Raw genomic sequence first — 26,230 nt, forward strand, 5'->3', positions numbered from 1 at the left:
GTCTGTGGGCCAGACGACCTGTCGGACCCTGAGGCATCTCCGATCAACATTTCGGTGCGGGTATCGGCCCAAGGCGGTCGTCGGACGCTGAGACATGAGGAGCGCGTAGCGATCTGGTGCGCCTGGGGGCTCCGGAGGTCGCTCTGGTCGACCTCTCGTGCGCACAGTCGCGCCCCCGGCCCGGGATCCCGGCTCTTGAGGGCCCGGATGCCCGGCCAGCCGACGCCCGGCCCCGTCGCCTGACCGCTGAGAGAACCCGCCCCTCCTCCTCTGGACCGTGCCGTTCTTTTGGGGGTTTCCCGGCAGTCTTTCGGCTTTCCGGGGCGGGTCGGTCGGTCAAGGGTGGAGCGAAGCGACATCGCGTAGCGACGCGACCGAAGGGAGCGCCCTTGAGGGACCGGCACGACACGGAAGGACGATGGGACTGACGGGAAACCCCCAAACCGGCTATGAGACCGCCCAGCCAGAACACCGCTCCCCACCCACCCACCCACCCACCCACCCACCCACCCACCCACCCACCCACCCGCACCCGGGGGCGGGTGGGCAGCCACCGCCCCGCCCCGGGGGGCGGGGGAGATGGCGGGCCCGCGCCGCGAGCCGACCTACCCCCGCAGTGCCGCCAGCTGGGCTTCGAACCAGGCCGCCGGGGGGAGGGCCGTGGCGGATGCGGCCAGGCGCTTCGTGCGTTCGGCGCGTTCCGCGTCCGGCATCGTGAGGGCCTCGTGGAGGGCGGCGGCCGTGGCCGTGACGTCGTACGGGTTGACCGTCAGGGCGTCCTCGCGGAGTTCCTCGTACGCCCCCGCCCCGGTGGACAGCACCAGCGCGCAGCCCGCCTCCGACACCACGGGGATCTCCTTCGCGACCAGGTTCATCCCGTCGCGCACGGGGTTGATCAGGGCCACGTCGGCCAGCCGGTACGCGGCCAGGGAGCGGGCGAAGTCGTCCTGGACGGACACGAGGACCGGCTGCCAGTCCTCCGTGCCGAACTCCGCGTTGATCTCCTCGGCCAGTTCGCGCACGGCCTCCGTGTAGTCCCGGTACACCTTCAGGTCCTGCCGGGACGGGTAGGCGGACGCCAGGTGGACCACGCGGCCCCGCCACTCGGGGTGGGTGGTCAGCAGCTCCCGGTAGGCGAGCAGCCCGCGCAGGATGTTCTTCGACAGTTCGGTGCGGTCCACGCGGACGATCGTCTTGCGGTCGCCGACCTCCGCGCGCAGCGCGGCCAGCTTGTCGTCGACCTCCGGCCGGTGGGCGAGCGACCGCAGGTCGTCGCCGTCCACCCCGAGGGGGTAGGCGGTCACCGTGGTGAACCGCTTCTCCCCGTACCAGCCGTTCGCCGTCATCCTGCGGTGGTTGACCCCGGGGCTGCTGTTCCGGGGGATGGACGAGTCCGCGATGCCGCGCTCGTCGTCCATGGTGGCGCCGGTGACGAAGTTGAGCGCCCAGGTCTCCGTGTGGAACCCCAGCCGGTCCGCCCCCAGCATCCCCCACACCAGGTCCTTCCTGATGTCGTCCGGGAGCATGTCCAGGAACTCCCGCGACGCCCACGGCGTGTGCGTGAAGTGTGCGATCCGCAGGTCGGGGCGGAGTTCGCGGAGGGCTCCCGGGACCAGGGCGAGGTGGTAGTCCTGGACCAGGACGGACGCACCTTCGGCGGCCTCCTCGGCCAGGGCTTCGGCGAAGGCCCGGTTGTAGGCGGTGTACGAGTCCCAGCGCCGGCGGAATTCCGCGTCGAAGACGGGTTCGCGGGGGACGTCGTACAGGTGGTGGTGGGTGAACCAGAGCACGGAGTTCGCGATGCCGTTGTACGCGTCGTCGTACACGGCGGGATCGATGTCCAGCATCCGGACACCGGGTTCGGAGACGCCCCGGCGGACCGCCTCCCGGTCGGCCTCGGACAGGGCCGCGCAGATCCACAGGGCCTCCGGCTGGGCCGCGAGCGCCGCGGACAGGCCGGAGACGAGGCCGCCTCCGCCGCGCCGGGCGCTGAGGGTGCCGTCGGCGGCGAGGGCGTACGAGAGCGGGCCGCGGTTGGCGGCGACGAGTACCTGAGAAGCCATGCCGCGAACCTAGCCCGGGGCCCGCTCGCTCAAACGTCCGGGAAATGTCCGGTTCGTCACGTGCTGGTCACGCCGTGGCCGGCTCGGGGCGTCCCTCACGCCACCCGCCGGACGGCGTACTCCTCGATCTCGGCCATCGGCGGCCGTTCCTCCGTGTCCACGGCGTACGTGCGCGGCACGAACCCGTCCGGCCCCCGCTCGAACTGCGTCAGCTCCGGCCGTACCAGGTGCCCGCGCGAGAGCCGCAGCTGCGCGGTGCGGTAGATCGCGGCGGCCATCCGGCCCAGCGCCTGCCCGTCCTGGTGCCGGTGGAGCCGGACCCCCACGTCCACCTGGGCCAGTGCGTCCAGCCCGACCGTGTGCAGCGCGTCCACCAGCAGGCCCAGCTCCACCCCGTACCCGACGGGGAAGGGCAGGCGTTCCAGCAGGGAGCGGCGTACGGCGTACTCGCCGCCCAGCGGCTGGACGAAGCCGGCCAGCTGGGGCCAGTGGAGGTTGAGGAGCGGGCGGGCGACCAGCTCCGTGACGCGCCCGCCCTGGCCGGGGGCGTCCCCGAGCGGGCGGTCGTACATGGCCTTGACGAACTGCACCTGGGGGTCGGTGAGCAGCGGTCCGACGATCCCGGAGACGAAGGCGGAGTCGAAGTCCCGCAGGTCGGCGTCGACGAAGCAGACGACGTCCCCGGTGGTGGCGAGCAGGGAGCGCCACAGCACCTCGCCCTTGCCGGGCAGGGCCGGGATCCGGGGCAGGATCCCGTCCCGGTGGACGACCCGCGCGCCGGCCTTGGCCGCGACCTCGGCCGTACGGTCGGTGGAGCCGGAGTCGACGACCACCAGCTCGTCCACCAGGGGGACGGGCGGGGCCTCGATCAGGTCGCGCCGGATGATCTCGACGATCTCCCCGACGGTGGCCTCCTCGTCGAGCGCGGGCAGCACCACGCTCACCGTCGTCCCGGCCGCCCGTTTCCGGTCGAGCAGCTGGTCGAGCGGTCGGTCGGCGGCGGACCAGGAGCGGTCTGCCAGCCAGCGCTCCACCTCATCCAGCACTCTCAGCACTCCCTGCGCTTCTCTCCGCGGGTTCCGCGGTCTCTACGGCACTCTGCGGCACTCGGCTGATTTGGGCCGAATTGTGATCCATCTCGCGGTTCGGACGGCTGTCTCAACCACCCGTCCCTTCGGTTACAGTCTTGAACAACGCGAGAGACCACCGCATGCCGGGGGTCCCGCGCACAAACGCACCGGCGCGCCACAGAGCGCGTGTGTCCGGTGCCATACCGCTCATCCAGAGGGGCAGAGGGACACGGCCCGTTGAAGCCCCGGCAACCCTCCAGTCGGTTCTCGCCAGCGCGAGGCCCCGGCTAGGGAAGGTGCCAATTCCGTCTCATGGCGAAGTGCGCCATGGGGAAGATGAGGAGAAAGGGCCTCGCCATCATGGCTGCACAGACTGTCGCCACCTCTGTCGACCTCGGACCCGCCACCGGACTTTCCTGTCGCGAGTGCGGTACCCGCTTCGAGCTCGGCCCCATCTTCGCCTGCGTCGAGTGCTTCGGCCCCCTGGAAGTCGCCTACGAGCTCCCGCTCGGCGACCCGGAGGCCCTGCGCGCCGCGATCGAGGCCGGCCCGAACAACATCTGGCGCTACGCGCCGCTGCTGCCCGTCCCGGTGGACGTGGCCTCCAAGCCGAACCTGAACCCCGGCTTCACCAAGCTCGTGGACGCCGAGAACCTGGCCAAGGAGCTGGGCGTCACCGGCAAGCTCTACGTCAAGGACGACTCCGGCAACCCGACGCACTCCTTCAAGGACCGCGTCGTGGCCATCGCCGTCGAGGCCGCCCGCGCCTTCGGCTTCACCACCCTGTCCTGCTCCTCCACCGGCAACCTGGCCGGCGCCGTCGGCGCCGCGGCCGCCCGGGCCGGCTTCCGCTCCTGCGTGTTCATCCCGCACGACCTGGAGCAGGGCAAGGTCGTCATGGCCGGTGTCTACGGTGGCGACCTCGTCGGCATCGAGGGCAACTACGACGACGTCAACCGCTTCTGCTCCGAGCTCATCGGCGACCCGCTGGGCGAGGGCTGGGGCTTCGTCAACGTCAACCTGCGCCCCTACTACGGCGAGGGCTCCAAGACCCTGGCGTACGAGATCTGCGAGCAGCTCGGCTGGCAGCTGCCCGACCAGATCGTCATCCCGATCGCGTCCGGCTCCCAGCTGACGAAGATCGACAAGGGTCTCCAGGAGCTGATCAAGCTCGGCCTCGTCGAGGACAAGCCGTACAAGATCTTCGGCGCCCAGGCCGAGGGCTGCTCCCCGGTGTCCACCGCCTTCAAGGCCGGCCACGACGTGGTCCGCCCGCAGAAGCCGAACACCATCGCCAAGTCCCTGGCCATCGGCAACCCGGCGGACGGCCCGTACGTCCTGGACATCGCGCGGCGCACCGGCGGCTACGTCGAGGACGTCAACGACGAGCAGGTCGTCGAGGCCATCAAGATCCTGGCGCGCACCGAGGGCATCTTCGCCGAGACCGCGGGCGGCGTGACCGTCGGCGTGACGAAGAAGCTCATCGAGAACGGGCAGCTCGACCCGGCACTGACCACCGTGGTCCTGAACACCGGTGACGGCCTCAAGACCCTGGAGGCGGTGGCCGCGGACAGTGGCCAGACCGCCACCATCCGCCCGAGCCTGGACGCGTTCCGCGCCGCCGGCCTGGCCTGACTCTTCCCCCCTGACACATCCGGAAAGGCGGTAGCGCCATGAGCGTCAACGTCCGCATCCCCACCATCCTGCGCACCTACACCGGCGGCAAGGCCGAGGTCCCGGCCGAGGGCGCGACCCTCGCCGAGGTCATCGAGTCCCTGGAGAAGAACCACCCGGGCATCGCCGCGCGCGTCCTGGACGACCAGGGCAAGCTGCGCCGCTTCGTGAACGTCTACGTCAACGACGACGACGTGCGCTTCGAGGGGGGCCTGCAGGCGGCGACGCCGGACGGCGCCGGCGTCTCGATCATCCCGGCCGTCGCCGGAGGCTGACCGGACGACGCGTTGAAATCAGAATTGCCCCCTCCGCTAAAAGCGGAGGGGGCAATTCTGCTTGATTGGGCGCGGTAGAGTTGGGGCAGTCCCCTCCGCTGTTCTTGCCCGCCGCATATGAGCGGGCCGACGGATGGTTGACATTGAGTCAACATGCGCGTTCCTTTTGGGCCTTTGGTGAGGCTTGTCTGGCCCGAGTTGCCCTGGAATATGCCAAGTTTTCACCCTATTTCAAGGTTTCCGCGTGTCCAGATTTCTCGTCGGATTGACCTGTTGCAGACAGCACCGGTGCGGATACATTCAGCCGCGGTCGAGGCGTTCCGGCGCAAGTTCTGACCCGGGACCGCGAAGTGCGGTCCCGCGCAAGGGCCAGTAATAGGGGAGTTAGGCATGGCTCAGGGCACCGTCAAGTGGTTCAACGCGGAGAAGGGCTACGGCTTCATCGCGGTCGACGGTGGTGCGGATGTGTTCGTCCACTACAGCGCCATCCAGATGGACGGATACCGCACCCTTGAAGAGGGTCAGCGGGTCGAGTTCGAGATCTCGCAGGGCCAGAAGGGTCCGCAGGCGGACATGGTCAAGCTCGCGGCCGGCTGAGTCGGAGCGAACGCGATCGGCCACCGACGCACGCACAGACGCTCGAGGGGCCCACATCCTGGACAGGGATGTGGGCCCCTCCTGCGTGTCGCCCCGCGTCACCGCCGTGTCACCCGCGTGTTGCCTGAAGCCGCTTGCACTCGTGGGGGTCGAGTGCTAATCATTGCGTTAGCACTCTCCCGGTGAGAGTGCTACTAAAACGAGGACCGGGCCGGTGAGGCCCGCAGGACCCGGCGGGACGGAACCGCCGGATCCGCAGGCCGTCCGTCGCGGGCGCGGGCGCGGTCCGGAGCAATCCACCCCTGTCCGGGAGGACCACTTCACATGGCCAAGATCATTGCGTTCAACGAGGAGGCCCGGCGCGGTCTCGAGCGTGGCATGAACCAGCTCGCCGACGCCGTCAAGGTCACCCTTGGCCCCAAGGGTCGCAACGTCGTCCTTGAGAAGAAGTGGGGCGCCCCCACGATCACCAACGACGGCGTCTCCATCGCCAAGGAGATCGAGCTCGAGGACCCGTACGAGAAGATCGGCGCCGAGCTGGTCAAGGAAGTCGCCAAGAAGACGGACGACGTCGCCGGTGACGGTACGACCACCGCGACCGTCCTCGCCCAGGCGCTCGTCCGCGAGGGCCTGCGCAACGTCGCCGCCGGCGCCAACCCGATGGCCCTCAAGCGTGGTATCGAGAAGGCCGTCGAGGCCGTCTCCGCCGCCCTGCTGGCCCAGGCCAAGGATGTCGAGACCAAGGAGCAGATCGCTTCCACGGCCTCCATCTCCGCCGCCGACACCCAGATCGGCGAGCTCATCGCCGAGGCCATGGACAAGGTCGGCAAGGAAGGCGTCATCACCGTCGAGGAGTCCCAGACCTTCGGTCTGGAGCTGGAGCTCACCGAGGGCATGCGCTTCGACAAGGGCTACATCTCGGCGTACTTCGCCACCGACATGGAGCGTATGGAGGCGTCCCTCGACGACCCGTACATCCTGATCGTCAACTCCAAGATCGGCTCGGTCAAGGACCTGCTGCCGCTCCTGGAGAAGGTCATGCAGTCCGGCAAGCCGCTGCTGATCATCGCCGAGGACGTCGAGGGCGAGGCCCTGTCGACCCTGGTCGTCAACAAGATCCGCGGCACCTTCAAGTCCGTCGCCGTCAAGGCCCCGGGCTTCGGCGACCGCCGCAAGGCCATGCTCGGCGACATCGCCATCCTCACGGGCGGCACGGTCATCTCCGAGGAGGTCGGCCTCAAGCTGGAGAACGCCGGTCTCGACCTGCTCGGCCGCGCCCGCAAGGTCGTCATCACCAAGGACGAGACCACCATCGTCGACGGTGCCGGTGACAGCGACCAGGTCCAGGGCCGCGTCAACCAGATCCGCGCCGAGATCGAGAACTCCGACTCGGACTACGACCGCGAGAAGCTCCAGGAGCGCCTCGCGAAGCTGGCCGGCGGCGTGGCCGTCATCAAGGCCGGTGCCGCGACCGAGGTCGAGCTCAAGGAGCGCAAGCACCGCATCGAGGACGCCGTTCGCAACGCGAAGGCGGCCGTCGAGGAGGGCATCGTCGCCGGCGGTGGCGTGGCCCTGCTCCAGGCCTCCTCGGTCTTCGAGAAGCTGGAGCTCACCGGTGACGAGGCGACCGGCGCCAACGCCGTGAAGCTCGCGCTGGAGGCCCCGCTGAAGCAGATCGCCGTCAACGGTGGTCTCGAGGGCGGCGTCGTCGTCGAGAAGGTGCGCAACCTGGCCGTCGGCCACGGTCTGAACGCCGCGACCGGCGAGTACGTCGACATGATCGCCGAGGGCATCATCGACCCGGCGAAGGTCACGCGCTCCGCGCTGCAGAACGCCGCGTCCATCGCCGCGCTCTTCCTGACCACCGAGGCCGTCATCGCCGACAAGCCGGAGAAGGCCGCCGCCGCTCCGGGCGGCATGCCGGGCGGTGACATGGACTTCTGATCGGCCCCTGGCTGATCGGCTGTTCTCGAACGAGGGCGGCACCCCTTCCTGGCGGAGGGGGTGCCGCCCTCGGGCGTTTCCCGGGGGCGGGGGCTCAGTGGGCGTAGTCCTTGAGCTTCTCGGTGTCCAGCGTGATCCGCACGGGGGCGGGCAGGGTGACCGTTTCCCCGTAGGCGTACGACACGGACTGCCGGTACATGCCGTCCTGGGGGTCGCTGTGGACGGTGAGCATGTCCTCGTCCCGGTCGACGAGGAGGTACAACGGGATGCCCGCCTGGGCGTACGCGGCGCGCTTCTCGTGCCGGTCGCGCTGGTCCGTGTCGGGGTCGAAGGACGTGACCTCCACGACCATCAGCGTCCCGGCGGGATCCGCCCACTCGCCCTCCTGGGCGGCGTAGTGGTCGTACGGCGCGAGCGCGCCGTCCGCGCGGGCCCGTCCGGTGCGGTAGCTCTCCACCTTCAGCCCCTGCTCGGGGTAGAGGGCGAGCTCCGGGCGCTGCTGCATGCACTGGCGCAGCAGCCACATCACGATGGCGCCGTGGCGCTGATCGGGCAACGGCTTGACTCCGAGCTTTCCGTTGATGAATTCGAGCGTGACGGTCTCGGGTGCGCGGCTGGCCAGCGTCTCGAAGTCCGTCAGGGACATCTGGGCGTGCGCGTCGGTGCTGGGGGTCATGGGGTCGCCTCCTCGACACCATGGTGCCCGGGTTCGGCGCCGGTGGAGCGGCGGACTGGTCATCGGCGGTTCCTTTCGCGGACGCGGGTCGCGTGGGCGCGTACCTCGGCCGGGGTGAGGGCCGGGGTGAAGACCGGCGGGCGGGGGGCTTCGGCGCGGCAGGCGCGGCAGCGGCCGTCGGTGAAGGCGGCGGGCGGGCCGGGGGCTCGGCATTCGGTGCACTCGGCCCGGACCGGGGGTGAGGCTTCCTCCGGCAGGGCCGGGGCCGGGTGGGGTGGTGCGGCGGGGAGTTTGGACTCCAGGCGTTTGCGGACCAGGGCCGCCGGGTGGTGGACCACGGGCGGCAGGCCGGCGGTGAGGGCGAGCCGGATGCGGTCGGGGGAGGCGCCCCGGGCCAGCCAGGGGACCAGGAGCGGGGCGAGGGCCGTGCAGTCGGCCTTGGACAGCGCCAGGGCGGGGGCGGTGCGGCCGAGCGAGGAGAGGATGCCGTACGCGTCGGCCGGGGCATCGGCCGGGGCCGGGGGTACCGGTGAGGGTGGCGGCGGGGCCGTCGGTGCGGGGGAATCCCTCTGGGTGAACCGGGCCCACCAGGCGCCGTCGCGGGCCGTGCGGGAGAAGAACGTGCGGGTGACCCAGCGGGTTACCGGGCCGGGCAGCCGCTGCCGGACCCGGTGCAGGTGCCCGGCGGTGGCCAGCCGGTTGAGGGCGGTGCGCAGGGCGCACTGGCCCCACAGGGGCAGGACGGCGGCGAGGGTCTTCACGCTGATGTCGGCGCCGTCGGGCAGGCGGTCGAGGTACCCGGCGACGGCCGCCTCCCGGGCCGGGAGGTGCGCGAAGTCGCGGGCGGTGCGGGGCGCTTGCTCCGGTGCGGCGATTTTGCCGTAGCCGGGCTTGGCGAGGGGGTGCGGGGCAGCACTAAGCTGAGCGTCATCCATGGGGATCGCTGTTCCGATCTCGTTTGGTCAGGCCCTCGTTCGGTGTTGGCGCACCAGCGGGGGCCGATTTTCGTTTCCAGCCGCACGGTAGGGCCTGATGGCCCTGCGTGGCAAGCCGGTCACGGATCGTCATCCGGCCTGGTATGGGCGGCGGTTGGGGAGGGTGGTGGGTGGTGGTGGGCTCCGCCCACCACCCATTCCACAGACAGGGCGCTCGGACTCTCGCGGCTTGAGCCCCGGGCGGCGTGGCCGCCTGATCGGCTGTTCTCGAACGAGGGCGGCACCCCCCATGCGGGGGGTGCCGCCCTCGGGCGTTTCGGGGACCGCCCGGCCCGCTAGAAGCCGGTGGTGTCGAGCGTGAATCCGAAGGGGTCCGGGATCTGCAGGGACTCGCCGAAGGACACCGTCGTACGGGAGCGGTATCCGTGCGGCGAGGGGTCCCAGAAGCAGGTGATCTCAGAGACCTGCATGTCGACGACCAGATGGATGGGGACGAGCAAGCCGTACACCTCCAGCTTCTCGTTCCAGTCGGCGTCCTTGGTGGAGACGGACGTGAACTCTCCGACCAGCGACAGCGACGCCCCGTCCGCGTGCAGCCCGTCCTCCTCGAAGGCTGCCTCATCCGCCACGTACAGGTCCGGTCCGTAGCCGCGCTCCGCTGCCGGGAACCGGAAGAGGAATGGAGAGGTGTCGGCGAACTGTCCCTTGGGGGCGTGTGCCTGGAGCTGCCCGCGCAGGAGGCGCATGGGACGCGAGTAGCGCAGGTTGGAAAACGGCGACACGACGATCTTCCCGCGGATGAGCTCGGCCTTGAAGCCGTCTGGCGTGTCCATCTCCGCAACGGCGCGCAGGAGCGTCTCGAACGTTGGCAGCGCCGCATGTTCTATCGGTGTGGCCCGCTCGGTCATGATCGTCACCGTCGTCCTCCGCGCGGCGTGCTGCCCTGAATGTGTGCCTCGTCCCAGGCTAGTGGCGGGGGGCGTGTCATGCCCGGGTTCCGAGACGGGGCAACACCGTCTGGGGGGCTTTGGTTGACTGGGGGCATGAGCGAGCTCTTCGTGAAGATCTGCGGGCTGAAGACCCCCGAGGACGTCGACGCGGCCGTGGCCGCCGGGGCCGATGCCGTCGGGTTCGTGCTCGCGCCCGGGAGTCCTCGGACCGTCGGGGCCGACGTGGCGCGGGAGCTGGCCGCCCGGGTGCCGGACGGGGTGCTCACCGTCGGGGTGTTCCGGGGGCAGTCGCTGGAGGAGGTGCGCCGGCTCGCGGAGGAGAGCGGCGTGCGCGGGGTGCAGCTGCACGGCGACGAGGGCCACGAGTACTACGAGGAACTCCGCGCGCCCGGCCGGACCCTGCTGCGGGCCACCGCCGAGCACGTCGCGCGCTGCGGTGAGTACGGCGAGGACCTGCTGCTGATCGACGCCCCGGACCCCGGCTCCGGCAAGCCCTGGAACTGGGGGTCCGCGCAGTTCAGGGCCCCGGAGGGCCGCTGGCTGCTGGCCGGCGGGCTCGCCCCGGGCAATGTGGGGGAGGCGGTCTCGGCCACCGGCGCCTGGGGCGTGGACGTCTCCAGCGGGGTCGAGCGGGAGCGCGGGGTGAAGTCCCCCGAGCTGATCCGCGCCTTCGTCGAGGCCGCCCGCGCAATCGTATGATTACTCTGAGTGAGAACATGCGGGTGTCGGGCCGCCCGGTGGGCAGAACACCCTCATGGAATCGGACCACTCCGGATGGCTGCGCCGCCTGGCCGGCCGCCTCCTCCCCGCCGCGGGCGGCGGGGGCCTGCCGGTGTTCGCACCGCGCGGCGCCCCCGTCCTCACCGCCGACTTCACCTCCACCGCCCAGTGGGTGGCGGGCCGCTCCTGGGCCTATCCCGACGGCGGCCCGGTCAACCCGGGCGACAACAAGCTCGACCACCTCACCGCCGACCCCGCCTACAGCCGCAGCGGCACCTTCCGCGCCACCCGCCGCCCCGACGGGAACTGGGACACCGGACTGCTCACCACCGAGGGCAGCGACCAGGGGTTCATGGTCCGCACCGGTGACGTCCTGGAGGCCCGGGTCCGGCTCCCCACCGAGACGGGGGCCTGGCCCGCGATCTGGACCTGGCGGGACGGCGGCCAGGAGATCGACGTCTTCGAGTACCACCCCGACAACCCGGACCTCCTCGAACTGTCCAACCACGTCCGCGAGGCGCACCGCTACCACCGTGACCCGACGGTCAGGCCCGGCGGCTGGGTCGACCTGAGGGTGGAGTTCGGCCGCAGGTCGGTCGTCTGGTGGGTGAACGGTGCCCGCGTCTTCTCCGACGGGCGGGGCGTGGGGCGCGGCTGGCACGCGTACCTCATCGTCAACCTGTCGGTGTCCGCCGGGAGGTACCACCCGGCGCCGGGCGCGGAGCAGACGGAGATGTCGTACGAGGTGCCGGAGCTGCGCGTGTACCGGGCGTAGGCGGTGTCCTGACCCGCCCGGGCTCCCCGGGCGGTGGTCGGCGCGGCCCTGCTCGCCCTGCTGCCGCCCGAGGCGGGGGCCTGAGGGGCGGAGCGCCGGGGCCCGGACGGGCGGGTCGGGGCCGAATGGGCGACACTGATCTCACCGCCACCTCCGGTTGATGGCCTGCGCGAACGACCGCGGCACGCATCCCGGCATCCAGGCGGCGCCCCTGCCCTTCGGTGCGATCCCATCGAGGTATTCGATGAAACCGAACCCGTTCGCAACGGCCGCGGCCCTCCTCTGCGGCCTCGTCATGATGGGCTCGACGTCGACCGCCTTCGCGTACGCCCCCGTCACGGCGGCGCCCGCGACCGCGGCGAAGTCGCCCGTCTGCCCCACGTCCGACCCGCCGCCCGGCACGGGTTCGCAGATCAGCTCCGCCGACGCCGACGCACTCGTCGACGCCCACAACGACGCGCGGCGGGTGGCCCTCCAGCAGTACAACCCGGGGCTCGCCCTGGTCTCCCTGACGTGGAGCCCCAAGCTGGCCTGCGACGCGCAGGCGTGGGCCGACGACCCGGCATCCAGCGAAGGCGGTGGGCTCCACCACAGCGACCGTGCCACGAACGGCAACGAGGGCGAGAACCTCCTCAACTCCACCGCGTCGGTGAATCCCCTGATGGCGGTGGACCCCTCGGTGAGCTACAGCTGGATCGCCGAGAAGGCCAAGTTCGACGCCGATGGCAACGCCCCCGTCGACGGCAACAACTACAAGGTGTGGGGCCATTACTCCCAGATGGTGTGGATGTCCCCCCAGTCGCCCACCACCGCGGTCGGCTGCGGTGTGACGGAGGGCGTGCCGACGAAGAACGGCACGGGCTGGATCCTGGTGTGCCGGTACGCCGCCGCGGGCAACATCACCGGCCAGCGGGCCATCCCGGCCGGCGGCCAGGTTCCACAACCGGTTCCACCGCCTCAGGCGCCCACCCTGCCCTTCCGCGGCACGAGTGCGGTGTCCCAGCGGGACGGTCACCTGGACGTGTTCTGGGTGGGTCCTGACGGTTCGGTGCGGTCGCAGTGGTGGGACGGCGGTGGAGCGAGTGGTGCGTGGGGTGCGCACGGTTCGTTCAACATCGCCGCTCCGGGCAGTGCCGTCCCGAGTTCGGCCGTCGCGTCCGTGTCCCAGCGGAACGGGCATCTGGACGTGTTCTGGATCGGGCCCGACGGTTCCGTGCGGTCGCAGTGGTGGGACGGTGGCGGTGCGAGTGGTGCGTGGGGTGCGCACGGTTCGTTCAACATCGCGCCGCCCGGCGCGGCTGCCACCGGTTCGGGCATTGCCGCCGTCTCGCAGCGGAACGGCCATCTGGACGTGTTCTGGGTCGGCCCCGATGGGTCGGTGCGGTCGCAGTGGTGGGACGGGGGTGGCGCGAGTGGTGCGTGGGGTGCGCACAGCTCGTTCAATATCGCCGCTCCGGGTGCCGCCGCGACGGGTTCGGGTGTGGCTGCCGTGTCGCAGCGGGACGGGCATCTGGATGTGTTCTGGGTGGGGCCTGATGGTTCGGTGCGGTCGCAGTGGTGGGACGGGGGTGGCGCGAGTGGTGCGTGGGGTGCGCACGGTTCGTTCAACATCGCCGCTCCGGGTGCCGCCGCGACGGGTTCGGGTGTGGCTGCCGTGTCGCAGCGGAACGGGCATCTGGATGTGTTCTGGGTGGGGCCTGATGGTTCGGTGCGGTCGCAGTGGTGGGACGGTGGCGGTGCGAGTGGTGCGTGGGGTGCGCACGGTTCGTTCAACATCGCCGCTCCGGGTGCCGCCGCAACGGGTTCGGGCGTGGCTGCCGTGTCGCAGCGGAACAGCCACCTGGACGTGTTCTGGGTGGGTCCTGATGGTTCGGTGCGGTCGCAGTGGTGGGACGGCGGCGGTGCGAGTGGTGCGTGGGCCGCGCACGGTTCGTTCAACATCGCCGCTCCCGGCGCCGCCGCAGCGAGTTCGGGTGTGGCCGCCGTGGCCCAGCGCAACAACCACCTGGACGTGTTCTGGGTCGGCCCCAACGGCGCCGTGCGGTCGCAGTGGTGGGACGGCGGCGGTGCGAGTGGTGCGTGGGGTGCGCACGGTTCGTTCGACATCGCCCCGCCGAACAGCGCGGCCCCGCAGTAGCGCGCGGGGCCGGGCCGTCAGAGCGCCGCGACGAAGGTGACCCAGGCCGGCGCGCGGAACACGAGGTGAGGACCGTCCGGGACCTTGGAGTCCCGGACGGGGACGACGTCGACGTGGTCGTCGCAGACCTCGACGCAGTCGCCGCCGCTGCCTCCGCTGTGGGTGGACTTGCGCCAGGTGCCCATCTCGACGCAGCTGCCGCCACTGGCGTCGCTGTAGGTCGACTTGCGCCAGGTCGCTATCTCCAGGCACTCCCCGCCATCGCCGCCGCTGTAGCTCGACTTGTGCCACGTGGCCGTCGAGAGATCGTAATCAGGCATGCTCGTAATCCTTTACCGCGGACTCGATCATGGCCAGTGATTCGCGAGGTGATAGGGCGCTGGCCGTCAGTAGATCGTAGATCAGAGTGTGGCGAGCGACTGTGGCCGGATCGTCGAACAACTGGCCCGTTCCGTTGCCTTCAGCGTAGGAGAGCGGCGGAGCGTCTTCGAACGACATGAGTTTGAGGAGCCCCATCATGCCTGCGTGCGCGCCCGCGCTGAACGGGATCACCTGGACGATGATCCTGTGTGAGTGGATCAGAGTCAGGGCGTGGCGCAGGGCATCGGCCATGATTGCGCGGCTGCCAACTTGGCGGCGGAGGACAGCCTCGTCGAACACGCACCACAACAAGGGCGTTGCTGGGTCGGTGAGGAGCTTGGCGCGAGCCAGCCTGCTTTCGACCAGCTCGTCGATGTCCTGCGAGGGGGCTGTCGGTTGGTAGGCGCGGCAGATCGCCCGCGCGTACTGCTCCGTCTGGAGTAGCCCTGGGATCGACTGTGGCGCGTAGTCCCGGATCGTCTTCGCCATACCCTCTGCTTCGGCTGCTGCCAGGAAGTGGTCAGGGTGTTTGGCTTTGGTCGACGCCCCGCAGTTGCGGACGAAGAATCCTCCGGTCCTCAGGATCTCGTCTATTGAGCTGGCGAGTTCGAGGGTGATCCGGCGCGTGCCCGCCTCCATCTGGCCGACGTACGAGCCGCTCACGAACAGCTTCTCGCCCAGTGCGGCCTGGCTCATGGTGGCGCGCTCGCGGGCTACGCGGAGTTCGGCGCCCAGGAGGGCGCGGGGTGAGGCGGGGTCGAGGTTCTTACCTGGCATGACAACTCCCGGTCCAACATCTGCGGTTGATGCGGTGGCCCACCTTGAAGGCTAGCGCCGACGCCGCCACGCTGTGTAGAGGAGCTGAATACTCAGAGTAGAAAGGTGACATGTCATGGTGCTCACCCCGCAGGAGCGGATGCGGGCGGCCGAGGAGGCCGTGCGGCAGCTGAAGGAGTCCCTCGCCGGGGTCGGCGTCACCTTCCCCTCGCTGGACGTGGACGGGGTCTCGGCGGCGGGGACGTACGGGCTGCCGCTGGTGGACCTCGGCCGCTGCAACCTGGACACCGCCCTGCGGCTGGCCGCCGTCCTGCACGAGCGGGCGGGCGCGTGAGCGAGGCGGTGGACGCGGCGCAGTTCGCGTTCGAGCTGGGGTGGCGGCTGCGCGGGCTGGACGCGGTCCTGGGCGGGGACGGCGGCTGGCGGCGCAAGGGCGCGGGGCTGTCCGTACGGGTGTGGCGGGACGGGGGCGACGGGCCGTGGACCGCCGTCGGGGACGACGGGGAGCGGCGCGAGGCGGGGACGGCCGCCACGGCGGACGAGGCGACCGCGCTCGTACACGAGGCCTTCGGGCTCACCGGCTGGCGGCCGCAGCCGCCCCCGCCGCCCGGGTGGCACCGGTTCACGCTGGTCCACAGGCCTGTGGACGACTGCCCCGGCCCGGACGACGCGCGCTACGAGGGGCTGCGGGCGCGGCCGCCCGAGGGGTGCGTGGCGGAGGAGGCGGGCGGGTGCTTCGCGCTGCGGTGCGAGCGGCCGGGGGCGCGGCTGCTGGACGCGGTCGCCGCGACCTGCGCGGAGGTGCGGGAGGGGTACGGGCTGCTGTTCGCCGATCTGGGGATGGCGCGGCTGGAGGAGTGGGCGGCGGACGGGAGCGACGGCTGGGGCGCGGAGATCCTGGGGCAGCTGCTGCTGATGGCGGCGGAGCGCGGGCCGAAGCTGGGGTACTCCGTGGAGGACCTGGCCGGGTTCCTGCGGGCCGCCGGCGGGGCGGGGCGGTGAGGGGCGTGGCCGACGGGGGAGATTACCTGGATGATGCGCTGTTTGCCGAGGCGGCGGAGATTCCGGGGACGACGGCCAACGGAGTGCCGGCGGAATGCGTGGCGGCGGCACGGCGGCGTCGCTTCGTGGAGCTGATGGACGGGGGCGCCTTCGACGACCTGCGCGATCAGGACGTGATGCGGGGGGCGTGGCGGTGAGGTTCCCGGTCGACAACAGCGCGTGGGCTTGGCGGTGCCTGCGTGGCAGGTCCGGCCGCCCTCAGCGGGTGAAGTCCTTCAGGGACTCGGTGTTGAGGGTGATGCCGACCGGGGCGGGGATCTTGACGGTGGCCCCGTACGGGAAGGACGGGCTCTGGCGGTATGTGCCGGTGCCGGGGTCGCTGTGGACGGTCACGGCGCAGGTGTCGCGGTCGATGAGCAGGTAGACGGGGATTCCGGCGGCCGCGTACCCGTCGCGCTTCTCGTTGCGGTCGCGCCGGTCGGTGTCGCCGTCGTGGGAGGTCACCTCCAGCACCATCAGTACGCCCGCCGGATCGGCCCACTCGCCCGTACCGGCGAAAGTGCCGACCGGCGCCAGTACGCCGTCGGGCCGGGCGCGTCCCGAGCGGTACTTCTCGACGGCCAGCCCCCGTTCCGGGTACAGGGCCAGCTCCGGGCGCTGCTGCATGCAGTGCCGCAGTACCCACATGACGATCTCGTCGTGGTCGCCGTCAGGCACGGGCTTGACCTCAAGCTTTCCCTGGATGAACTCAAGGGTCACCGTCTCGGGCGCCGTGCGGGCGATCTGCTCGAACTCCTCGACCGTCATCTGCGGGTGCTCGGCGAAGCTGGGGGTCATGGTGTCGCCTCCTCGACACCATGCTGCCCCGTGGGCCCACTTCCGGATCGACTGAATCGTCATACGCGGCTCCGTTCGGGTGCGGATGCCGCACACGCTAGGGGCATATGCCAGAGCGTGTTGGTCCTATGGCGCCGGGTTCGCCCGATGGTGTGAGGGTTCAGGCGAGCGCCGGTTCCTGTGCCGCCCCGGTGCCGGTGGCCGGTGGCCGGGGAGCGGTGGGTCCGGTGTCGAGGTCCGTCAGCATCTGGCGGGTGAAGCCGAAGAAGTACGTGGCCAGGAAACCCGTCAGGTAGCCCGTCAGCAGGCCGCCCGCGTAGACGGCGACGGTCGCCGCCATGCCCGACGTGCCGTCGAGGAGGGGGAACAGGGCCCAGCCCGAGGGGCCGATGGCGGTGGAGCCGAAGGCCACGCCCAGCTGGTTGAACAGGCCGATGAAGGCCCCGCCCGCCGCGCCGCCGACGCAGGCGGTGACGAAGGGGCGGCCCAGCGGCAGCGAGACCCCGTAGATCAGCGGCTCCCCGATGCCCAGCAGGCCGGCCGGGAGCGCGGACCTGATGGTGGCGCGGAGCGAGCCGTTGCGCGGGAGGCGGCAGTAGACCGCCAGGGCGGCGCCGACCTGGCCCGCGCCCGCCATCGCGAGGATCGGCAGCAGGACCGTGTACCCGGACCGCTCGATGAGGGTGGTGTGGATGGGGATCAGGGCCTGGTGCAGGCCGAGCATCACCAGGGGGAGGAAGAGCCCGCCCAGCACCATCCCGGCGAAGGCGCCGCCGGTGGCGAGGAGCCGGTCGGCGAAGGTGCCGATGCCGGCGGAGACCGCGCCCGCGACGTACATCAGGCCGAACAGGGTGACCAGGCCCGGGACGAGCACCGTGAGGGTGGGGGTGACCAGCACGTCCAGGGCCTCCGGGACCCGGCGGCGGCACCACCGTTCGACGCGGACCGCGAGCAGGGCGGCGGCGAGGGCGCCGAGGACCCCGCCCTGGCCGGGGGAGAGGTGCTGCCCGAAGGCCTCGATCTTCGCGACGCCGGGGAAGACGACGACGGCGGCGACCGCCCCGCCGAGGACGGGCGTGCCGCCGAACTCCTTGGCGGTGTTGTGGCCGACGAAGACGGCGATCAGGGACATGAACCCGGAGCCGATCGCGGTCAGCGCCGGGACCAGCGCGGGGACCCAGCCGAGGTTGGCGAGGAGCCCGCCGAGGCCCGCGATGATCCCGCAGCCGATGAGAGCGGGGATCAGCGGGACGAAGACCGCGGCGATCCGGCGCAGGAACAGCTTGAACGGGGTGGCGTTGCGGGCCTTCCGGGCCTCCTTCAGCTCCGCGCCCCGGGCGGCCAGTTCCTCCGCCGTGACGGGCGCCGGCGACGCGGCCGGGGCGGGCCGGTCCGCTGCCGCGGTGACCGGCCGGGCCGTGGCCGCCGTGAGGGGCCGCGCGGGTGCCGTCGTACGTCCCCCGGCGACCAGGGCCTCGAACTCGGGCGTGACGCGGGCGACCGCGCCCGGCCCCAGCACGATCTGGTACGTGTCGTCCTCGACGACGCCCAGGACGCCCGGCACCGCCCTGAGCGCCGTGTCGTCGACGAGGGAGCGGTCGCGCAGGCCGATCCGCAGGCGGGTCATGCAGTGAGCGACCGAGGCGATGTTGTCCGGGCCGCCGACCAGCGGGAGGATCGCGGCGGCCGTCGCGCGGTTCTTGTCAGTGGGCATGGGTACGTCGCCTTGCTGTGGGGGCGGGCGGAGGTCAGCGGAGTGCGGCGAGCGCCTCGCGGAGGTGGCCGCGGGCGGCGCTGAGGAGGCCGGCGGCGGTGGGGCCGTCCACCCCGCCGAGGAGGACGAGGACGGCGTTCTTGACCTCGCCGCCGGTGGCGGTGAGCGCGGCTTCGATCTCGGCGTCCGGGGCGCCGGTGGCCAGGGCGACGATGCGGCGCGAGCGGGCGCGCAGCTTCTCGTTGGAGGCGCGTACGTCGACCATGAGGTTCCCGTACGTCTTGCCGAGGCGGATCATCGTCACCGTCGAGATCAGGTTCAGTACGAGCTTCTGCGCCGTGCCGGCCTTCAGCCGGGTGGAGCCGGTGAGCAGCTCGGGGCCGACGACCACCTCGATGCCGTGCTCGGCGGCCGCGGCGAGGGCGGATCCGGGGTTGCAGGACAGGCCGACGGTGAGCGCGCCGCGCGTACGGGCGTATGCGACGGCGCCGATCGCGTACGGGGTGCGGCCTGAGGCGGAGACGCCGACGACGGTGTCCTCGGCGGTCAGGCCGAGGGCGGTGAGGTCCTCGGCGGCCAGCTCCCGGGAGTCCTCGGCGCCCTCGACGGCCTTGAGCAGGGCACCGGGGCCGCCCGCGATCAGGCCGATGACCTGCGCGGGGTCGGTGTTGAAGGTGGGCGGGCACTCGCTGGCGTCCAGCACGCCGAGCCGGCCGGCGGTGCCCGCGCCCGCGTAGACGAGCCGGCCGCCGCGGGCCATCCGCTCGGCGACGGCGTCGACGGCGGCGGCGATCGGCTCCAGCTGCGCGGCGACGGCGGCCGGGACGGTGGCGTCCTCGGCGTTCATCAGCCGGGCGATCTCCAGGGTCGGGAGCCGGTCGATCTCCGCGAGTTCGGGGCGGAAGGCCTCGGTGGTGAGGGTGTCGAGCTGGGCGCGGAGGTCGGCGTACGCGGTCATGGGCGGGGCTCCTGCGGGCGGGGGCGCTGCGGCCCGGGGCGGTCCGGTGGGAGCCATGGTGCACCGGCGGGGACCGGTTGGCGGGGCGCCGGGCCGGGTGCGGGAGGGATCCCCTCCCCTTTTGGGGCGGTGAGGGGTCAAAATGAGCCCATGGACCACGCGACCCCCCTGGAGCAGGCGCTGCATGTCGCCCGTGCGCTCGTTCTCGCCGATCTCGCCGCCGGTGAGGTCGCCGATGCCGATGTCGTATCCCTCGTCGAGGACTCGGTCACGCACCGCCGGTGGTGGGTGGAGCAGTGGCCGGAGGGACTCGACTACCTCGCCGGACTCGTCGCGCAGGACGTGAAGGACGCCCTGCTGGAGAAGTACGGGCGCTGGCCGTTGTGTCCCGTCTGCGCGCACGGGGACCCGCACGCGCTGGACGTGGAACCGGAGCTGGGGCCCGACCCGCACTGGGTGTGCTCGGAGGCCGGGGTGAAGGTGGCGGCCGTCGGCGGTCTCGGCCCCGTCTTCCACCCGGGCCGGTGAGCCGCCGGTGACGCTGTACATCGACCCGCCGGTCTGGCCGGGTCACGGCCACCTGTGGTCGCACCTGGTCAGCGACGTCTCGTACGAGGAGCTGCACGTCTTCGCGGCGGGCATCGGCTGCCCGCCGCGGGCCTTCGAGCGGGACCACTACGACGTGCCCTCCCACCGCTACGCGGACGCGGTCGCGGCGGGCGCGGTGGAGATCGGCAGCAAGGAGCTGGTCCGCCGCCTCACCGCGGCGGGCCTGCGACGGCCGAAACACCGCCGCCCGCCCGTGGCCTGAACGGCCGTCCCCTCTCCTGCTGTCGGGGCGATGTGCCGGAGGGGGCGCCTCCTTCCCCCCTCACATGCTGACGGCGTCCGCCGGCACCTCACGGGAGCCCGGTCCCGATCCGGCGACGACCCGGGTCGTACCGGCCGAGGTGCGCCGCTCCAGCCGGAGGGCGAGGGCGGTGAGGGCGAGCGCGGTGACGGTCATGGCCGCGCCCGCCCACGCCGGGGAGGAGAAGCCGAAGCCGCCGTCGATGACCGTGCCGCCGAGCCAGGGGCCGCCGGTGTTGCCGAGGTTGAACGCGGCGGTGGTGGTGGCTCCGGCGAGGGTGGGGGCGGTGCCGGCGATGTTGAACAGCCGGGCGTTCAGGGCCGGCGCGGTGAAGAACGCCGAGACGCCGAGCAGGAACGACAGGGCGATCGCGGCGGCGGCGCTGGAGGCCAGCACGGTGAGGGCGCCGAGGAACACCGTCGAGGCGGTGATGCCCCAGAGCATCACCCCGAACAGGTGCGCGTCGGCGATCCGCCCGCCGACGGTGGTGCCGATCAGCGCGCCGACGCCGAACAGGCCGAGGATCCACGGCACCCACTTCGAGTCCAGTCCGGCGACGTCGGTGAGCAGCGGTGACAGGTAGCTGAAGGCGCAGAAGACGCCGCCCGCGGCCAGGGCCGTGACGCCGATGGACAGCCACACCTGGCGGTCGCGGTAGATGCGCAGCTCGCGGCCGAGGCGGGGCTTCTCGTCGGGCAGCGGGATCTTCGGGACCAGCGCCAGGATGCCGGCGAGGGCGACGGCGGAGGCCGCGCCGACCGACCAGAACGCGGAGCGCCAGCCGAGGTGCTCGCCGAGGAAGGCGCCGGCCGGGACGCCGAGGACGTTGGCGATGGACAGGCCGCCGATCATGACGGACATGGCGCGGGCCCGCTGGTCCTTGTCGACCATGGCGATGGCGACGGCCGCGCCGACGGCCCAGAACCCGGCGCAGGCGAGGGCCGACACCACGCGGGAGGCGAAGAGGAACGCGTACGAGGGTGCCAGCGCGCCCGCCACCTGGCCGAGGCCGAAGAGGCTGATGAGGGAGATGAGGGTGGTGCGGCGCGGGAGGCGCAGGGTGGCGACGGCCAGCAGCGGGGCCCCGACGACCATGCCGATCGCGAAGGCGGATATCAGCAGGCCCGCCTGCGGGATGGTGACGCCCATGTCCTCGGCGATGGGCGGGAGGAGGCCGGACAGCATGAATTCGCTGGTGCCGAGCGCGAAGACGGACAGGCCGAGGATGTAGACGGCCACGGGCATACGGGACGGGGTTCTTGCGGAGGCTGCGGGCATGTTCTTCCCGAACCTCCTCGAACTGGGGCGCATTCCCGGCCGGCGTCGCGTATGTCAGGTCAGGTGACGGGTCAGGGCGGCCAGCTCGGCCTCCAGGTTGCGGCGGGCCGGGGCCTCCCAGTGGGCGGTGCCGTACGGGGTGCGGAAGAGGCGGGGGAGGGCGAGGAGCTGCCGCAGCACGGCGGCGCGGCCGGTGCGGAAGGCCTCGTCGGGGACGAAGCCGTACTCGGCGCGGACGGCGGCGGCGTAGGCGGCGTACGCGTCCGGGGTGCCGGCGAGGACACCGAGGTCGGCGTCGCAGAGGGCCTCGCCGTTGGTGTCGCCGGGGGCGGGGTCGTGGGTGACGGTGAGCCGTACCAGGCGGGCGGTCTCGGCGGTGCGGGCCGGTCCGACGCCCAGCTCGGGCAGGGCGCGCTCGGCGAGGGCGGCGCTGCGCTCCTCGTTCTCGGAGCGGTCGGGGCGGTAGACGGCGTCGTGGAACCAGGCGGCGAGCTCGACGGCGGCGGGGTCGGCGGCGTGGCCGGCGAGTACGTCGATCCGCGCGAGTACGTCGGCCAGGTGGGTGGTGGTGTGGTATTGGCGCTGCGGCTCGGCCCAGGCGGCGAGGAGCCGGTCGGCGTAGGGGGCGGGGTCGCGGGTGGCGCCGGCGGCGGTGGCGGTGGCGTCCCAGCGGGCGCGGAGCGCGGCGGTGCCGGGCGTCGTCGCGGGCGTTGTCGCGGGCGTCGCGGGCGTCGCGGGCGTCGTCTCTGGCGTCGTCTCGGGCGTGTCCATGCGGACATTGTGCGGGTGACGTGATTCTGCTGGTGGTGCGCGGCGTGGGGCCCGTACCCTGGATATTGGACTAGACCTATTTTCCATATGGGCATAAGGATGGGATCACATGAGCAACCGTGCGCTCCTGGAGGTGATCGCCCTCGACGTGGAGGACGCGGTCGCCGCCCAGGCGGGTGGAGCGGACCGACTCGAACTGGTCACCGACATCGCCGCCGACGGGCTCACCCCGCCGCGCGAGACCTTCGCGGCGATCAGGGCGGCGGTCGACATCCCGCTGCGCGTGATGCTCCGCACGTCGGACGGGTTCGCGGCGGGCGACGTCTCCGTGCTGGTCGAGACGGCACGGGGGCTGCGGGCCGAGGGCGCGGAGGAGTTCGTCCTCGGCTTCCTGCACCCGGACGGCACCCCGGACGTCGAGGCGGTCGAGGCGGTGCTCGCGGAGCTGGACGGCTGCCGTTGGACCTTCCACCGGGCGATCGACCGCGCGGCGGACCGGGACGGCCTGCGCAAGGCCCTCGCGGACCTGCCGGGGCTGGACACGTACCTGACGGCGGGCTCGGCGACCGGCGTCGCGGACGGGCTCCCGGTGCTGCTGGCGGAGGCCGCGGCGGGCCGGCGCGGTGAGCCGGGGTACGGGCCGCGGATCCTGGTCGGCGGCGGCCTGGCCCTGTCGCACCTGCCGGCGCTGCGGGAGGCGGGCATCGACGCGTTCCACATCGGCGGCGCGGCCCGTCCCTCCGGGTGGGACCGGCCGGTCTCCGCGGCGGCGGTCGCGGAGTGGCGGGCCGCCCTGGCCTGACCGGCGGCCGCCCGTGCGCTGCCGCGCGGGGCTTGCCGGGCGTGCCCGTGCCCGTGCCGGGCGGGGCGGTCGGGCGTGGCCGTGCCCGTGCCGGGCGGTCGGGCGTGCCCGTGCCCGTGCCGGGCGGGGCGGTCGGGCGTGGCCGTGCCCGTGCCGGGCGGGGCGGTCGGGCGTGCCCGTGCCCGTGCCGGGCGGGGCCGGGGCGTGGCCCTGCGGGGCTTGCCCCTCCCCGCCCTTCACCTCTTCTCGCCTCGGTCGCCGGCGCGGCTCACTGCACGGCGCTACCGCGCCCGCGCCTCAATCGCCGGCGGGGCTGGAATTCGCTGCGCGCATCCAGCCCGCGCGGCGTTTGAGCGCACTGGGGTCCGGGCGGAGCCCGGGGAACGGTGGAAGGGCGGGTAGGGGACCCCGGCTCCGCGCAGCGGCCCACCCACCCGCAGCCGACCCACCGGCCCCGGCCACCCCCACCGGCCCCGCCCCGCACCCGCCGGACGGAGTCCGGCGCAGCGGCGCGAAGCCGGGGAGGCCCGCCAGGGCCGAGTCGCGCGAGCGGCGCGTGAAGAAGGCGTGGCCGCTCGCGCGGGCCCGAAGCCCGGGAAGCGCCCCGGCGCTGAGCGGCGAGGACCGCGTCAGGAAAGGGCCAGCGCCGCCGGCAAGGGGGTCGCGTGGAGGGCCGTGAGGCCGGAGACGGCTCGGGTGAGGCAGACGTACAGCCGCCGCAGCCCGGTGCGTTCGTCCGGCTCGCCGTCGACGATGGCCGCCGGCTCGTCCAGGACCACGTAGTCGTACTCCAGACCCTTCGCCAGCGACGCCGGCACCAGGGTCAGGCGGGACTCCGCCGTGGTCTCCTCGCCCGGCGCGAGGTACGGGAGGCCCGCCTCCGCCAGGGCCTCCGCCAGCACCGGCACCCGCGCGTCCGCCGCGATCAGCCCGATCGACCCCTCGTGCGCGAGCGACGCCCGGCACGCCGCGAGCACCGCCGCCGTCAGGCCGTCCGCCGTCGACGGCGTCACCGTCAGCGACCCCGGAGTCTCACGCACCGACGACACCGGAGCCAGCCCCGGCGAGATCGCCGGCAGCAGCCGAGACGCGTACGCGATCACCTCGCGCGGCACCCGGAAGCCCGCCGTCAGCTCCTCCAGCACCGCCTCCGGCTTGCCCAGGTGCGCCAGCGCCTCGTCCCAGCTGCGCGTGGCCCACGGCGTGGTGCCCTGCGCGAGGTCGCCCAGGACCGTCGCCGAGCCCGTCGTGCAGCGGCGCCCGACCGCCCGGTACTGCATCGGGGACAGGTCCTGCGCCTCGTCGACGACGACGTGGCCGAGCGAGTGCGTCCGCTCCACCAGGTCCGCGGCCTCGTCGATCAGCACCAGGTCCGCCGCCGACCACTTCGCCGACCGCACGCTCCGGAACGGCTTCGGCCACAGCAGCAGCTTCTGCTCGTCCTCCGTCAGGACCCCTTCCGCGTGCTCCGCCAGGAACTCCGCGTCCGACAGCAGCCGCAGCACGAGCTTCGCCGGGTCGACCGCCGGCCAGACCGCCTTGACCGCGGCCTTCACCGCCGCGTTGCGGGCCACCGCGTCCTGCACCCGGTCGTCCGGCGCCTCGCCCGCCTGCTCCATGCGGACGAGGACCGCGTGCGCGATCCGCTGCGGCAGCGCGTCGCGGGCGGCGCCGTAGCGGATGTCGCGCGCCTGGAGCTCCGCCACGATCTCCTCCAGCTCGTACGCCGGCACCCGCCACCGGCGCGAGCCGCGCACCACCATCAGGGGCTCGGCGGGCGCGGTGACGTGCGAGCGGACCGCGCGGCGCAGCACCTGCGCCATCCGGGCGTCGCCCTTGACCACCGCCGTCGCGGCGGCGTCGGTGCCGCGTACCTCCAGGCCCTCGCGGGCGACGAGGTCGTCGACGGTGGCCTGCTTGACCTCCAGCTCGCCCAGGGCCGGCAGGACCTGCTCGATGTAGTGCAGGAAGGAACGGTTCGGCCCGATGACCAGCGTCCCGGTGCGGGCGAGGCGCTCGCGGTGCGCGTACAGCAGGTACGCGACCCGGTGCAGGCCGACGGCGGTCTTCCCGGTGCCGGGGCCGCCCTGGACGCAGACCGAGCCGGACAGGCCGGAGCGGACGATCTCGTCCTGCTCGGGCTGGATCGTGGCGACGATGTCGCGCATGGGGCCGACGCGGGGACGCTCGATCTCCTGCTGGAGCAGCTTGCTGACGGCCGCGGACTCGGCCGGGTCGGAGAGGTGCTCGTCCTCGTACGCGGTCAGCTCGCCGCCGGTGTAGCCGAAGCGGCGGCGCAGCCCGACGTCCTGCGGGTCGGCCTTGGAGGCGCGGTAGAAGGGCTGGGAGACCGGCGCGCGCCAGTCGATGACCATCGGGTCGCCCTCGGCGTCGTGGACGTGGCGGCGGCCGATGTAGAACTGCTCGCCCTCGGCGCCCTCGGCCAGCTCCGCGCCCGGGGCGTGCAGGTAGTCGAGGCGGCCGAAGAAGAGCGGGGTGTGGGCGAGGTCGGCGAGGGCCTTGATGCGGTCGTCGATCTGCGCCTGGAGGACGATGGCGTTGACCCAGTTCGCGGTGACGTCGCGGATGTCGAGGGCCTCGACGTCCTCGCGCATGGCGCGCAGGGCGGAGCGCGAGGCGGCGAGGTGGGCCCGTTCGCGGCCGAGCGGATCGCCGGCGCCGGTGTCGGTGTCGGTGTCGGTGTCGGCGGTGACGGATGCGGTGTCGGGGGCGTGCGCGGACACGGGAGGGCCTCCAGCTGCTGTGGTCTGGTGCTGCGTCGATGCGGTATGGAAGGCCCCCGGTTTCCGGCCGGAAGGCGGCTCTCCCCGATGGGGCGGCGGGAGGCGGCAAGAGCGGAGATTGTAGTCAGCCGGGCGGGACGGCGCGAATGGATTTCGGGGGCCGCACGTCCCGGGGGGCGGTACCTCCGTACGGGTGTCATACCGGGGAGTGTCAGACCTTCGGCAGAGCCACTAGGGGATGGCATGGGCCGCGAGGAGGACACGGGAGGGCCGCAGGTTCCGTCCCGGGGGCGATGTGCGGAGAGGGGGGAGAACGCACCA

General features: G+C 72.4%; 26 protein-coding genes and 1 riboswitch. Of the genes, 13 read left to right on the forward strand and 13 right to left on the reverse strand.

Features of this window, described 5'->3' with window-relative positions; genetic code table 11:
• Window positions 1-605 precede the first annotated feature (605 nt).
• The gene (locus ACZ518_RS33945) at window positions 606-2,063 is read right to left on the reverse strand and encodes an alpha,alpha-trehalose-phosphate synthase (UDP-forming) (protein ID WP_469116869.1); all 1,458 of its coding nucleotides are present in this window, start codon (window positions 2,061-2,063) and stop codon (window positions 606-608) included.
• A 95-nt stretch (window positions 2,064-2,158) separates the two neighbouring features.
• Complete coding sequence (locus ACZ518_RS33950; RefSeq protein ID WP_469116870.1) at window positions 2,159-3,109, reverse strand: glucosyl-3-phosphoglycerate synthase; 951 nt, start codon at window positions 3,107-3,109, stop codon at window positions 2,159-2,161.
• Between the two features lie 228 nt (window positions 3,110-3,337).
• Window positions 3,338-3,476: riboswitch (SAM riboswitch) on the forward strand.
• A 17-nt stretch (window positions 3,477-3,493) separates the two neighbouring features.
• Between ACZ518_RS33950 and thrC the strand changes: the two genes are divergently transcribed.
• The 4 genes from thrC to groL all read left to right on the forward strand — a co-directional run bounded on the left by thrC (window position 3,494) and on the right by groL (window position 7,623).
• Complete coding sequence (gene thrC / locus ACZ518_RS33955) at window positions 3,494-4,768, forward strand: threonine synthase (protein WP_469116871.1); 1,275 nt, start codon at window positions 3,494-3,496, stop codon at window positions 4,766-4,768.
• Between the two features lie 38 nt (window positions 4,769-4,806).
• The gene (locus ACZ518_RS33960; RefSeq protein ID WP_469116872.1) at window positions 4,807-5,082 is read left to right on the forward strand and encodes a MoaD/ThiS family protein; all 276 of its coding nucleotides are present in this window, start codon (window positions 4,807-4,809) and stop codon (window positions 5,080-5,082) included.
• 390 nt (window positions 5,083-5,472) lie between these two features.
• Window positions 5,473-5,679 (forward strand): cold-shock protein, encoded by a 207-nt coding sequence (locus ACZ518_RS33965; RefSeq protein ID WP_008743607.1) that lies wholly within the window; start codon window positions 5,473-5,475, stop codon window positions 5,677-5,679.
• A gap of 324 nt (window positions 5,680-6,003) precedes the next feature.
• Window positions 6,004-7,623 (forward strand): chaperonin GroEL, encoded by a 1,620-nt coding sequence (groL, locus tag ACZ518_RS33970; RefSeq protein ID WP_007265555.1) that lies wholly within the window; start codon window positions 6,004-6,006, stop codon window positions 7,621-7,623.
• Between the two features lie 94 nt (window positions 7,624-7,717).
• Here the strand turns inward: groL and ACZ518_RS33975 are convergent, their stop codons facing one another.
• The 3 genes from ACZ518_RS33975 to ACZ518_RS33985 form a co-directional block, all read right to left on the reverse strand.
• Window positions 7,718-8,299: a Uma2 family endonuclease gene (locus ACZ518_RS33975; protein WP_469116873.1), complete on the reverse strand. Its 582-nt coding sequence runs from the start codon at window positions 8,297-8,299 to the stop codon at window positions 7,718-7,720.
• A gap of 59 nt (window positions 8,300-8,358) precedes the next feature.
• Window positions 8,359-9,234 carry a hypothetical protein gene (locus ACZ518_RS33980; RefSeq protein WP_469116874.1) on the reverse strand — a complete coding sequence of 292 codons (876 nt, stop codon included), beginning with the start codon at window positions 9,232-9,234 and terminating at the stop codon, window positions 8,359-8,361.
• A gap of 335 nt (window positions 9,235-9,569) precedes the next feature.
• Complete coding sequence (locus ACZ518_RS33985) at window positions 9,570-10,067, reverse strand: Uma2 family endonuclease (RefSeq protein ID WP_469116875.1); 498 nt, start codon at window positions 10,065-10,067, stop codon at window positions 9,570-9,572.
• A 210-nt stretch (window positions 10,068-10,277) separates the two neighbouring features.
• Here ACZ518_RS33985 and ACZ518_RS33990 point away from each other — a divergent pair, with 210 nt between their 5' ends.
• The 3 genes from ACZ518_RS33990 (at window position 10,278) to ACZ518_RS34000 (ending at window position 13,816) form a co-directional block, all read left to right on the forward strand.
• Window positions 10,278-10,883, forward strand: coding sequence for a phosphoribosylanthranilate isomerase (locus tag ACZ518_RS33990; protein ID WP_469116876.1), 606 nt, complete (start codon window positions 10,278-10,280; stop codon window positions 10,881-10,883).
• A gap of 55 nt (window positions 10,884-10,938) precedes the next feature.
• Window positions 10,939-11,679 (forward strand): LamG domain-containing protein, encoded by a 741-nt coding sequence (locus tag ACZ518_RS33995; RefSeq protein WP_469116877.1) that lies wholly within the window; start codon window positions 10,939-10,941, stop codon window positions 11,677-11,679.
• A gap of 244 nt (window positions 11,680-11,923) precedes the next feature.
• Window positions 11,924-13,816, forward strand: coding sequence for a CAP domain-containing protein (locus ACZ518_RS34000; RefSeq protein ID WP_469116878.1), 1,893 nt, complete (start codon window positions 11,924-11,926; stop codon window positions 13,814-13,816).
• 17 nt (window positions 13,817-13,833) lie between these two features.
• Here ACZ518_RS34000 and ACZ518_RS34005 read toward each other — a convergent pair whose 3' ends face one another.
• Window positions 13,834-14,136 carry a DUF397 domain-containing protein gene (locus tag ACZ518_RS34005; RefSeq protein ID WP_469116879.1) on the reverse strand — a complete coding sequence of 101 codons (303 nt, stop codon included), beginning with the start codon at window positions 14,134-14,136 and terminating at the stop codon, window positions 13,834-13,836.
• On the reverse strand, window positions 14,129-14,953 hold the full coding sequence (locus ACZ518_RS34010) for a helix-turn-helix domain-containing protein (protein WP_469116880.1): 825 nt from the start codon (window positions 14,951-14,953) through the stop codon (window positions 14,129-14,131). Before ACZ518_RS34010 ends, ACZ518_RS34005 begins: the two co-directional genes overlap by 8 nt.
• A 115-nt stretch (window positions 14,954-15,068) precedes the next feature.
• Here ACZ518_RS34010 and ACZ518_RS34015 point away from each other — a divergent pair, with 115 nt between their 5' ends.
• The 3 genes from ACZ518_RS34015 to ACZ518_RS34025 are packed head-to-tail and all read left to right on the forward strand — an operon-like array spanning window position 15,069 to window position 16,152.
• Complete coding sequence (locus ACZ518_RS34015; protein WP_362055699.1) at window positions 15,069-15,287, forward strand: hypothetical protein; 219 nt, start codon at window positions 15,069-15,071, stop codon at window positions 15,285-15,287.
• Window positions 15,284-15,955, forward strand: coding sequence for a hypothetical protein (locus ACZ518_RS34020; protein ID WP_469116881.1), 672 nt, complete (start codon window positions 15,284-15,286; stop codon window positions 15,953-15,955). Before ACZ518_RS34015 ends, ACZ518_RS34020 begins: the two co-directional genes overlap by 4 nt.
• A 5-nt stretch (window positions 15,956-15,960) precedes the next feature.
• Complete coding sequence (locus ACZ518_RS34025) at window positions 15,961-16,152, forward strand: type II toxin-antitoxin system VapB family antitoxin (protein WP_469116882.1); 192 nt, start codon at window positions 15,961-15,963, stop codon at window positions 16,150-16,152.
• Between the two features lie 61 nt (window positions 16,153-16,213).
• On the opposite strand, the gene ACZ518_RS34030 is transcribed toward ACZ518_RS34025, so the two are convergent.
• The 3 genes from ACZ518_RS34030 to murQ form a co-directional block, all read right to left on the reverse strand.
• The gene (locus ACZ518_RS34030; RefSeq protein WP_469116883.1) at window positions 16,214-16,792 is read right to left on the reverse strand and encodes a Uma2 family endonuclease; all 579 of its coding nucleotides are present in this window, start codon (window positions 16,790-16,792) and stop codon (window positions 16,214-16,216) included.
• Between the two features lie 160 nt (window positions 16,793-16,952).
• Window positions 16,953-18,506 (reverse strand): PTS transporter subunit EIIC, encoded by a 1,554-nt coding sequence (locus tag ACZ518_RS34035; protein WP_469116884.1) that lies wholly within the window; start codon window positions 18,504-18,506, stop codon window positions 16,953-16,955.
• 34 nt (window positions 18,507-18,540) lie between these two features.
• A complete protein-coding gene (gene murQ, locus ACZ518_RS34040; protein WP_469116885.1) occupies window positions 18,541-19,464 on the reverse strand; it encodes an N-acetylmuramic acid 6-phosphate etherase in 924 nt (307 codons plus the stop codon).
• A 150-nt stretch (window positions 19,465-19,614) separates the two neighbouring features.
• Between murQ and ACZ518_RS34045 the strand changes: the two genes are divergently transcribed.
• Window positions 19,615-19,992 carry a hypothetical protein gene (locus ACZ518_RS34045; RefSeq protein ID WP_469116886.1) on the forward strand — a complete coding sequence of 126 codons (378 nt, stop codon included), beginning with the start codon at window positions 19,615-19,617 and terminating at the stop codon, window positions 19,990-19,992.
• A 7-nt stretch (window positions 19,993-19,999) separates the two neighbouring features.
• The gene (locus tag ACZ518_RS34050; protein ID WP_469116887.1) at window positions 20,000-20,275 is read left to right on the forward strand and encodes a DUF4031 domain-containing protein; all 276 of its coding nucleotides are present in this window, start codon (window positions 20,000-20,002) and stop codon (window positions 20,273-20,275) included.
• 60 nt (window positions 20,276-20,335) lie between these two features.
• Here ACZ518_RS34050 and ACZ518_RS34055 read toward each other — a convergent pair whose 3' ends face one another.
• On the reverse strand, window positions 20,336-21,559 hold the full coding sequence (locus tag ACZ518_RS34055) for a Cmx/CmrA family chloramphenicol efflux MFS transporter (protein ID WP_469116910.1): 1,224 nt from the start codon (window positions 21,557-21,559) through the stop codon (window positions 20,336-20,338).
• A gap of 87 nt (window positions 21,560-21,646) precedes the next feature.
• Complete coding sequence (locus ACZ518_RS34060; protein ID WP_469116888.1) at window positions 21,647-22,363, reverse strand: HD domain-containing protein; 717 nt, start codon at window positions 22,361-22,363, stop codon at window positions 21,647-21,649.
• Window positions 22,364-22,472: 109 nt separating this feature from the next.
• Here ACZ518_RS34060 and ACZ518_RS34065 point away from each other — a divergent pair, with 109 nt between their 5' ends.
• Window positions 22,473-23,165, forward strand: coding sequence for a copper homeostasis protein CutC (locus ACZ518_RS34065; protein WP_469116889.1), 693 nt, complete (start codon window positions 22,473-22,475; stop codon window positions 23,163-23,165).
• A 629-nt stretch (window positions 23,166-23,794) separates the two neighbouring features.
• Here the strand turns inward: ACZ518_RS34065 and ACZ518_RS34070 are convergent.
• The gene (locus ACZ518_RS34070) at window positions 23,795-25,780 is read right to left on the reverse strand and encodes a HelD family protein (RefSeq protein ID WP_469116911.1); all 1,986 of its coding nucleotides are present in this window, start codon (window positions 25,778-25,780) and stop codon (window positions 23,795-23,797) included.
• Window positions 25,781-26,230 lie beyond the last annotated feature (450 nt).

The organism is Streptomyces sp. NPDC033966 (genome assembly GCF_055575955.1).

Bases quoted from the DNA above. Each gene is read 5' to 3' on its own strand.
- ACZ518_RS34035 (WP_469116884.1), bottom strand. From the start codon at position 18,506: ATGCCCACTGACAAGAACCGCGCGACGGCCGCCGCGATCCTCCCGCTG.
- ACZ518_RS34015 (WP_362055699.1), top strand. From the start codon at position 15,069: ATGGTGCTCACCCCGCAGGAGCGGATGCGGGCGGCCGAGGAGGCCGTG.
- ACZ518_RS33945 (WP_469116869.1), bottom strand. From the start codon at position 2,063: ATGGCTTCTCAGGTACTCGTCGCCGCCAACCGCGGCCCGCTCTCGTAC.
- ACZ518_RS34045 (WP_469116886.1), top strand. From the start codon at position 19,615: ATGGACCACGCGACCCCCCTGGAGCAGGCGCTGCATGTCGCCCGTGCG.
- ACZ518_RS34070 (WP_469116911.1), bottom strand. From the start codon at position 25,780: ATGCGCGAGGACGTCGAGGCCCTCGACATCCGCGACGTCACCGCGAAC.
- ACZ518_RS33995 (WP_469116877.1), top strand. From the start codon at position 10,939: ATGGAATCGGACCACTCCGGATGGCTGCGCCGCCTGGCCGGCCGCCTC.
- ACZ518_RS34010 (WP_469116880.1), bottom strand. From the start codon at position 14,953: ATGCCAGGTAAGAACCTCGACCCCGCCTCACCCCGCGCCCTCCTGGGC.
- ACZ518_RS33980 (WP_469116874.1), bottom strand. From the start codon at position 9,234: ATGGATGACGCTCAGCTTAGTGCTGCCCCGCACCCCCTCGCCAAGCCC.
- ACZ518_RS33965 (WP_008743607.1), top strand. From the start codon at position 5,473: ATGGCTCAGGGCACCGTCAAGTGGTTCAACGCGGAGAAGGGCTACGGC.
- ACZ518_RS34030 (WP_469116883.1), bottom strand. From the start codon at position 16,792: ATGACCCCCAGCTTCGCCGAGCACCCGCAGATGACGGTCGAGGAGTTC.
- ACZ518_RS34055 (WP_469116910.1), bottom strand. From the start codon at position 21,559: ATGCCCGTGGCCGTCTACATCCTCGGCCTGTCCGTCTTCGCGCTCGGC.
- ACZ518_RS33990 (WP_469116876.1), top strand. From the start codon at position 10,278: ATGAGCGAGCTCTTCGTGAAGATCTGCGGGCTGAAGACCCCCGAGGAC.
- ACZ518_RS34060 (WP_469116888.1), bottom strand. From the start codon at position 22,363: ATGGACACGCCCGAGACGACGCCAGAGACGACGCCCGCGACGCCCGCG.
- ACZ518_RS33985 (WP_469116875.1), bottom strand. From the start codon at position 10,067: ATGGACACGCCAGACGGCTTCAAGGCCGAGCTCATCCGCGGGAAGATC.
- thrC (WP_469116871.1), top strand. From the start codon at position 3,494: ATGGCTGCACAGACTGTCGCCACCTCTGTCGACCTCGGACCCGCCACC.
- ACZ518_RS34065 (WP_469116889.1), top strand. From the start codon at position 22,473: ATGAGCAACCGTGCGCTCCTGGAGGTGATCGCCCTCGACGTGGAGGAC.
- ACZ518_RS34000 (WP_469116878.1), top strand. From the start codon at position 11,924: ATGAAACCGAACCCGTTCGCAACGGCCGCGGCCCTCCTCTGCGGCCTC.
- ACZ518_RS33960 (WP_469116872.1), top strand. From the start codon at position 4,807: ATGAGCGTCAACGTCCGCATCCCCACCATCCTGCGCACCTACACCGGC.
- groL (WP_007265555.1), top strand. From the start codon at position 6,004: ATGGCCAAGATCATTGCGTTCAACGAGGAGGCCCGGCGCGGTCTCGAG.
- ACZ518_RS33975 (WP_469116873.1), bottom strand. From the start codon at position 8,299: ATGACCCCCAGCACCGACGCGCACGCCCAGATGTCCCTGACGGACTTC.
- murQ (WP_469116885.1), bottom strand. From the start codon at position 19,464: ATGACCGCGTACGCCGACCTCCGCGCCCAGCTCGACACCCTCACCACC.
- ACZ518_RS34005 (WP_469116879.1), bottom strand. From the start codon at position 14,136: ATGCCTGATTACGATCTCTCGACGGCCACGTGGCACAAGTCGAGCTAC.